Origin of the sequence: Enterobacter sp. C6 (genome assembly GCF_008122455.1) — a bacterium.
GTDB lineage: Bacteria > Pseudomonadota > Gammaproteobacteria > Enterobacterales > Enterobacteriaceae > Enterobacter > Enterobacter pseudoroggenkampii.
Genome location: NZ_QPFW01000042.1, coordinates 1 through 1,535 on the forward strand (window position 1 = coordinate 1; position 1,535 = coordinate 1,535).

At 61.7% G+C, this 1,535-nt stretch carries 2 protein-coding genes; both read left to right on the forward strand.

The genetic code is table 11. The features are described from left to right. Nucleotides 1–160 precede the first annotated feature (160 nt). Nucleotides 161–598 carry a DcrB-related protein gene (locus tag DOU50_RS00285; RefSeq protein WP_148768464.1) on the forward strand — a complete coding sequence of 146 codons (438 nt, stop codon included), beginning with the start codon at nucleotides 161–163 and terminating at the stop codon, nucleotides 596–598. 17 nt (nucleotides 599–615) lie between these two features. Further along, on the forward strand, nucleotides 616–1,535 hold a 920-nt coding region (locus tag DOU50_RS00290; protein WP_194266099.1), incomplete at its 3' end, for a PAAR domain-containing protein.

Genomic DNA, 1,535 nt, shown 5'->3' on the forward strand with positions numbered 1-1,535 from the left:
CGTACCGGTGCGCATTCATATCGACAGGTTGCCGGAGGGGGTTGAACTGGTGGCGGGGCTGTCGGCGAGCGTGGCGGTGGGGCGATAATCTGGGGATAGTCAGCCTTAAACACATATGCGAAACTTACCGCTTCTGAAAATATGTGGTGGGACCCGCTCAATGTCAGAACAACATTCGCAGTGCCTTTTCAGTGAAGGACTGATCTCTTTTCCTGAGGGATATCAGGATCGTACCGTCAACGTATTTGCGTCGCCCGCTGCGGATGCACCGGCGTTCAACATCTCCCGCGATGCTCTCAACGCCGGTGAAGCGCTTGCCGCGTATATCGATCGCCAGCTCGCCCTGATGGAAAAACACATCAAGGGCTGGAAGCAGGGTGAGCGCAGCGCCGCTACGCTGGGTGACGATCTTTTACAGGGGGAAACCGTTCATGCTACCTACCTGCGCGACGGGAAACGCATATGGCAGCAGCAGGCCGTATTTAACGTCGACAGCAATAACATTCTGGTGTTCACCATGACCTGCACCCGCGCGCTGGGCGATGCTGACAGCACGCTGTTTGGCGATCTTCTCAGGAGCTTCCGCTTCCACCATTAACACCAGGGACAGTTGTTATGTTTGAAGCAGCACGCGTTGGTGATGATATCGGCCACTCCGGTGCGCTGGCCGGGATGATTGCCGGAACGATTGTCGGCGGCCTGATTGCCGCCGCCGGGGGCATTCTGGCGGGGGCCATGTTTATTGCCGGACTTGGTGCATCCTGTCTTGGCGTGGGCGTCCTGCTCGTCGGCGCCAGCCTGGCCGTGGGGTATTACACCGGGGAGCTGGCGACCGCCGCCCGGGACAGCATCGCGGACGCCGGGGCATCCAGCATGACGAAGAAAGGCGTCATCACCTCCGGCTCGCCCAACGTGTTTATCAACGGTAAACCCGCCGCCATGGCCACGGACAGCGCGGTGAAGTGCTCTGACGATGGCTCGCAGCAGATGGCCGAAGGCTCTTCACGGGTCTCTATCAACGGCCTGCCTGCGGCACGCATCGGGGATCGCACCACCTGCGACGCGAAGGTGATGACCGGTTCGGACAACGTCATTATCGGCGGCGACCCGCAGCAAACCCTCCCCATTCAGTCTGAAGTCCCCGAGTGGCTCTACAAAGTCTCCGATCTTACCCTGCTGTTTGCCGGGCTTATCGGCGGGTGGGGCGGTGCCGCTGGTAAAGCCGGGGCGCTCTCTAAGCTGCTGGGCAAAATCCCCGGCATCAATAAGCTGGCCCGTATCGCCTGTCGCGCCGGCACGCTGATGACAGGCGTGGCGGCCGCGGGGATCATCGCCCGCCCGGTGGATATCGTCAGCGGACAAAAATTTCTCAGCGGGGATGATGAGCTGGACTTCGTCCTGCCTTCCCGCCTTCCGGTGCGCTGGCAGCGCTACTGGCGCAGCGGCAACCCCGGCGACAGCGTGCTGGGCCGCGGCTGGAGCCTGTTCTGGGAAAGCCGCCTGGAGCCTTACCAGGACGGCCTGGTGTGGCGCGC

Excerpts from the sequence above, each read along its gene's own strand:
- DOU50_RS00285 (WP_148768464.1), top strand. The coding sequence starts at position 161 with ATGTCAGAACAACATTCGCAGTGCCTTTTCAGTGAAGGACTGATCTCT.